General features: G+C 62.4%; 6 protein-coding genes. 2 read left to right on the top strand and 4 right to left on the bottom strand.

Annotated features, from left to right (window positions below):
- Positions 1 to 279: 279 nt before the first annotated feature.
- The 3 genes from BFP93_RS18715 to BFP93_RS18705 all read right to left on the bottom strand — a co-directional run bounded on the left by BFP93_RS18715 (position 280) and on the right by BFP93_RS18705 (position 2,805).
- Positions 280 to 1,407, bottom strand: coding sequence for an alkene reductase (locus BFP93_RS18715; protein ID WP_065894235.1), 1,128 nt, complete (start codon positions 1,405 to 1,407; stop codon positions 280 to 282).
- 94 nt (positions 1,408 to 1,501) lie between these two features.
- The gene (locus BFP93_RS18710) at positions 1,502 to 2,179 is read right to left on the bottom strand and encodes a type 1 glutamine amidotransferase domain-containing protein (protein WP_065884738.1); all 678 of its coding nucleotides are present in this window, start codon (positions 2,177 to 2,179) and stop codon (positions 1,502 to 1,504) included.
- Positions 2,176 to 2,805 (bottom strand): TetR/AcrR family transcriptional regulator, encoded by a 630-nt coding sequence (locus tag BFP93_RS18705; protein ID WP_065894233.1) that lies wholly within the window; start codon positions 2,803 to 2,805, stop codon positions 2,176 to 2,178. The genes BFP93_RS18710 and BFP93_RS18705 overlap by 4 nt, the downstream gene beginning before the upstream one ends.
- A gap of 173 nt (positions 2,806 to 2,978) precedes the next feature.
- On the opposite strand from BFP93_RS18705, the gene BFP93_RS18700 reads away from it, so the two are divergent.
- A complete protein-coding gene (locus BFP93_RS18700) occupies positions 2,979 to 3,920 on the top strand; it encodes a GlxA family transcriptional regulator (RefSeq protein ID WP_065894231.1) in 942 nt (313 codons plus the stop codon).
- Between the two features lie 4 nt (positions 3,921 to 3,924).
- On the opposite strand, the gene BFP93_RS18695 is transcribed toward BFP93_RS18700, so the two are convergent.
- Positions 3,925 to 4,563 carry a GNAT family N-acetyltransferase gene (locus BFP93_RS18695; protein ID WP_065894227.1) on the bottom strand — a complete coding sequence of 213 codons (639 nt, stop codon included), beginning with the start codon at positions 4,561 to 4,563 and terminating at the stop codon, positions 3,925 to 3,927.
- A gap of 46 nt (positions 4,564 to 4,609) precedes the next feature.
- On the opposite strand from BFP93_RS18695, the gene BFP93_RS29345 reads away from it, so the two are divergent.
- Positions 4,610 to 5,052: undecaprenyl-diphosphate phosphatase (locus BFP93_RS29345; RefSeq protein WP_305118199.1), on the top strand; the 443-nt coding region annotated here is incomplete at its 3' end.

Raw genomic sequence — 5,052 nt, 5'->3', positions numbered from 1 at the left:
CTTACTTTTGCGCTTTTCAAAAGTGAGCCGCCGTCAGGGCGGAACCCTAAGTGGCCGTTACCGCAGAAACGGATATGTACTCGGTCTGATCCAAGATACTGGCTGTCCCTGAGGCCGTCATCGGGGGCAAGCCCCCTCCCACATTTGGATCTCGGAGCGTCAGGTAGATACGCGTTAGCTCCCTCGCCACAGGTGCAGTGTCGCACCAAAATTGTGTAGATACCTATGCCCGCTGGAGGGCGCAGCCCTCCCCGACTCGCCACAGGGTAGCTGTCGAACTCAGCCTGGTTGAACATATTCCGGATAATCCACATACCCGGCCTCGGTCCCGCCATACAACCCCTCAGCCTTCAACGCATTCAACGGCCAGCCATTGAAGATTCGCTGCGGCAGGTCCGGGTTGGCAATGAACGGCCGGCCGAATGCAATCAGGTCCGCCAGCCCGGCGTCCACCAGTGTTGCGCCACGTTCGGCGGTGTAGCGGCCGGCATAGATGACGCGTCCGCTGAAGGTGCTGCGCACGGCCTGGCGGAAGCTGTCCGGCAGGTCGGGAGCATTGTCCCAGTCGGCTTCGGCGATGGAGACATAGGCGATACCCGACTGCTCCAGCACCTTGATCGCTTCGATATAGGTGTGGTGCGGGTCTTCTTCCACCAGGCCGATGTAGACACGCTCCTGATCGGTGCCACTGAACAACGGCGAAAAGCGCACGCCAACGCGCTCAGGGCCGACTACGCGGCACACGGCTTCGACGATTTCGCGCAAAAAGCGCAGGCGATTGTCCAGCGTGCCACCGTATTCATCATCGCGCTGGTTGGAATGGGCCGAGATGAACTGGTTGACCAGGTAACCATTGGCCGAATGAATCTCCACCCCGTCGAAGCCGGCGTCCAGGGCATTGCGCGCCGCCTGTGCGTAGTGGCCGACCAGTTCCTCGATCTCCAGCACCGTCAGGGCGCGGGGGACCGGCGGTTGTTTGAGCTCACCGGCACCCGGCGCCGTTTCGATAAAGGCCTTGGCCTGCAGGGCCTGGATGGCCGAGGGGGCGACCGGTGCGGCGCCGTCGGGTTGCAAGGCATTGTGGGACACACGGCCCACATGCCACAGCTGGGCGAAGATCACGCCGCCCTCGGCATGCACCGCCTCGGTGACCTTGCGCCAGCCGTCGATCTGCGCCGGCGTGTAGATCCCCGGCGTCCACGCGTAACCCTGGCCGCGAGGCTCGATCTGGGTGCCCTCGCTGACCATGAACCCGGCGCTGGCGCGTTGACGGTAGTACGTGGCCATCAAGTCGGTGGCGATATCGCCCGGTTGCGCGCTGCGCTGGCGGGTCAGGGGCGGCAGCACGATGCGGTTGTTCAGGGTGTGATGCCCCAGTTTTACGGGGGTGTTCAACGGATGAGCCATGGGGATATTCCAAATTCAGGACGAACGAAAACACTGGCGACTCTTGCGAGCCGCCACATGCATCAATCGGTGGGGTTAAGTCGGTGGGGTTAAGTTAAGCGGTGAGGTTCAACAGGGCCTTGGCCACTTCACTGGAGCTGCCGGGGTTCTGCCCCGTCACCAGCAGACCATCGACAATCACGAACGACTGCCAATCGGCGCCCTTCTCATACTTGCCGCCCAGTTTCTTGAATTCATCTTCCACCAGGAACGGCACGACGTCAGTCAGGCCCACGGCGGCCTCTTCCGAGTTGGAGAACCCCGTGACGCGACGGCCCTTGACCAAGGGCTCGCCGTTGACCGCCTTGACGTGACGCAAGGCGCCCGGTGCGTGGCAGACCAACCCGACAGGCTTGCCGGCACGCTCGAACGACTCGATCAGCGCGATGGACACCGGCGACTCGGCCAGGTCCCACAGCGGGCCGTGGCCGCCCGGGTAGAACACGGTGTCGAAGTCATCGGCGTTGACCGCGTCCAACTTCACCGTAGTGGCGAGGGCCTGCTGCGCGGCAGGGTCGGCGTTGAAGCGATGGGTCTGTTCGGTCTGGGCATCGGGCTGATCGCTGACCGGGTCCAGCGGCGGCTGGCCACCGGCAGGCGATGCCAGCACCACCTCGGCGCCGGCGTCCTTGAACGCGTAATAGGGAGCGGCAAACTCTTCGAGCCAGAAGCCGGTCTTGCGGCCGGTATCGCCCAGCTGGTCGTGAGAGGTCAGTACCATTAATACTTTCATTTTCCAGTGCCTCGATCGTGGTGAATAGCAGGGTTTTCGGGGTGGCCCAACAACTGTCGGGTCAGGCCCAGCGCCTCATCGAACGGCGCGGTGGTACGGGTGATCTTGCCCATGACGCTGGTCCCCAGCCACAACGCATACAGGCGTCGGGCCAGGCTTTCGGCAGGTTGCTCAAGCATCAGCGAGCCGTCTTGCTCGCCGTGCCGCAGCGCCATGGCGAGCAACTCGATGGTGCGTGACGTGCCGCGCTGCAATGCCAGGCGCATCGGCTCTGAAAGGTCTGACACCTCGGCGCCGAGTTTGACGGCAAGGCATTTGCCGGCGTCGGTGCAGCCGGTGTGGTTGTCGATCCAGCCCTGCCAGTAGCGCATCAGCCTGGCGTAGTGGGACACGCCCGGCTGGCTGAACAGCTGCTGCATGCCCTCGATGTAGTGATCGAAGTAGGTATCGAGCAGCACCACCCCGAACGCGTCCTTGGAGGTGAAGTAGTGATAAAACGAGCCCTTGGGCACCTCGGCGGCTTGCAGGATTTCGTTCAACCCCACCGCAGAAAATCCCTTGGCGCCGACAATCGCTTGTGCACTGTCAAGAATGGTCTGCCGTGCGCTTCTGGTTTGGCTATGCATGCTTGGCCCCTTGCGATTAGACCAGTCGTCTAGTTCGTTGGGGCAATGTTAGGGACCGGGGCGCAGGCTCACAATGTCATATCCGCAAGGATTCCGGACATTCGCCACCGGCAGTTGCCGTTTATCCGGTACGCGCCGACAATCCTCCCTCCCGCGCCCCTTGGAGAATAACGATGCACAGCGTTGCGCTGATGGTTTACCCGAACTTCCAGTCCCTGAGCCTCAGCCTGGGCTCGGTGTTCGAGTGCGCCAACCTGCTGCGAGGCGAGCCGGCCTATGCCTTTCATCTGGTGTCGGAAAGCGGCGGCGCCGTCATGACGTCCCAGGGGTTTTCGGTGAACACCACGGCGATTCGTCCCGAGGGCTATGACACGCTGATCGTCAGCGGCTACCTGGAGTTTCGCCTGCCGGAAGCCAATCTGCTGGAGATGGTCAAGGCGGCTTCTGCGCAATCGCGCCGCGTGGCCTCGCTGTGCATGGGCATTTTCGTGCTGGCCGAAGCGGGTTTGCTCGACGGCAAGCGCACCACCACCCACTGGATCCACGCGCCGGCGTTTCGCAAGCGCTACCCGCACATTCACCTGGAAGACGACAAGTTATTCGTGGTGGACGGCCAAGTGTGGACCGGTGCCGGCATGAGCGCCGGGGTCGACCTGGCACTGGCGATGGTGGAGAACGACCTGGGCAGTGACCTGGCCCGGCGCATCGCCCGCAAGTTGGTGATCGCGCAGCGGCGCGGCAGTGAACAATCGCAACTGTCAGCCCTGCTCGAACTGGACCCCAAGTCCGACCGCGTACAACTGGCCCTGGCCTACGCCCGGGAAAACCTCACCCACGACCTGTCGGTGGACGCCCTGGCCGAGGTCGCCCGCCTCAGCCCGCGCCAATTCAGCCGGGTGTTTCGCGAAGAAACCGGGCAGACGCCGGCCAAGGCCATCGAAGCGCTGCGCGTGGAAGCGGCACGGGCCATGATGGAAACCAGTCGCCACCCGGTTGAAGTCGTGGCCCGCGAAACCGGGTTCGGTGATCGCGAGCGCATGCGCCAGGCGTTTCTCAGGGCGTTCGGGCAACCGCCGCAGGCGATGCAGCAGATGCTCTGCGGGCGGGGCCAATAATCGATCAATGCAGTGAAGCGTGGGTAATCAGGTAGCTCATCAGGTGCGGCTCATCATCCAGCTCCAGGGTCTGCACCGGACGCGGCAGGTTATCCAGCACCGTGCGCCAGAACGCCTGGGACACTTCGTCCTGATCAAAAAAACGCACCAGCCAATTGTCCTCGCCGCTGCACAGCACCTGGGTGGCGATGGCGCGGCCGATGCCTTTGCGGCGGTAGCGCTTGAGGATGAACAGGTCGGCCAGTTCCAGGGCGTCGATGCCCGGCAATTCGCTGCCTTCGATCAGCAGGAAGCCGGCGATATAACCGTCCACCAGTAACAGATTGGCGCTCCACTGCGGGTCTTGCCAATAGCGGGTCAGGTGCTCGTCGTGGATGTAGAAACGGCCATCGGCCTCGACGTCTTCCTGTTCCCAGTCCGAAGACTCATACGCGTAGTACTGGTAGAGATTGCGGATCAGCTCGGCGTGTTCAGGGCCGGTCTGGATCAATTCAACGGTGGTTTCAGGCATGGGGCTCTCAGTGAAAAAACGCAGGGCGCCATTGTTCACAAAAGCGCTGGCCAGCGCCAATACATTGCCCAACCTTTCTATTGGCTGAACCGATTGCAGATAGCGACCGCCCAGGCCGAAATCCTGAAACATTTAGAATAAACTTCGCCGGTTATCCCTTTTTTCAAGGACTTGTATTTTGACTAACGTCTGCTCCGCCGGCCTGGATGTGGGGTTCGCCTCCCTGGATTACCTGCAGATTTTCATCCTGGGGGTGATCCAGGGCATTACCGAGCTGCTGCCGGTGTCGTCCACCGCCCATATGCGCGTAGTACCCGCCCTGCTCGGCTGGCAAGACCCGGGCTCGGCGTTTTCCGCAGCGATGCAGTTGGCGGCCCTGGCGGCGGTGGTGAGCTATTTCTGGCGCGATGTGCAGCAAGTGACCACCGGCAGCATCAGTGCCGTACGCCGGGGTGACTACAACGACCGCTGGTTCAAGCTGGCAGTGGCGATTGTGCTGGCGACGATCCCGATCTGCATTGCCGGCCTGGCGCTGTCCTCGACCTTGAATAGCTGCAACTCGCCACTGCGCGGGCTGATGGTGATCGGGATTGCCTGTGTGGTAATGGCGGTGTTGCTGGC

Origin of the sequence: Pseudomonas sp. 44 R 15 (assembly GCF_900004965.1) — a bacterium.
Lineage (GTDB): Bacteria > Pseudomonadota > Gammaproteobacteria > Pseudomonadales > Pseudomonadaceae > Aquipseudomonas > Aquipseudomonas orientalis_A.
Note: the sequence above shows the minus strand (reverse complement) of the source record. Positions and strands in the feature narration are given on the sequence as shown.